Annotated in this window: 1 protein-coding gene; it reads right to left on the bottom strand. The window is 49.2% G+C overall.

What is annotated here, in order from left to right:
• Positions 1-176: 176 nt before the first annotated feature.
• A partial coding sequence (locus H6A60_RS12805) for a hypothetical protein (RefSeq protein WP_205105241.1) occupies positions 177-364 on the bottom strand: 188 nt, incomplete at its 5' end.

Below are 364 nucleotides of genomic sequence, written 5' to 3' on the forward strand. Positions count from 1 at the left end.
GCCGGGCAAAACTGCGAAGGTCTTTCTTTGCCTCGATGATATTTCGATGCTCTGCGTAAGTTTCGAATTTTCCGACGGTCAAGATTTCGAAGCCTTTGGGCAGCGGCTCGTTTCTTTCGAGATAAAGGAATTTGTTGATCAGGTCGTAACGCGTTTCCATGGATCTGTTTTTCTAGTCAGCGCATAAATGCCATGCAAAGCCGAGCTCGAACACGTTGAAGGCTGATGCGCAGGTAGTGGAAGACAACCACCAGCAACGCGAGGAGTATTGCGGCGATTGCGGAACGAAGCGGTCCCGTCATCACGATCGTTATGACGTAAAAGAAAATCGCGGAGCGAATACCTTCTTTGTATTCCTTGAGGG

It is taken from the genome of Sutterella massiliensis, from assembly GCF_016899755.1.
Classification (GTDB): domain Bacteria; phylum Pseudomonadota; class Gammaproteobacteria; order Burkholderiales; family Burkholderiaceae_F; genus Sutterella; species Sutterella massiliensis.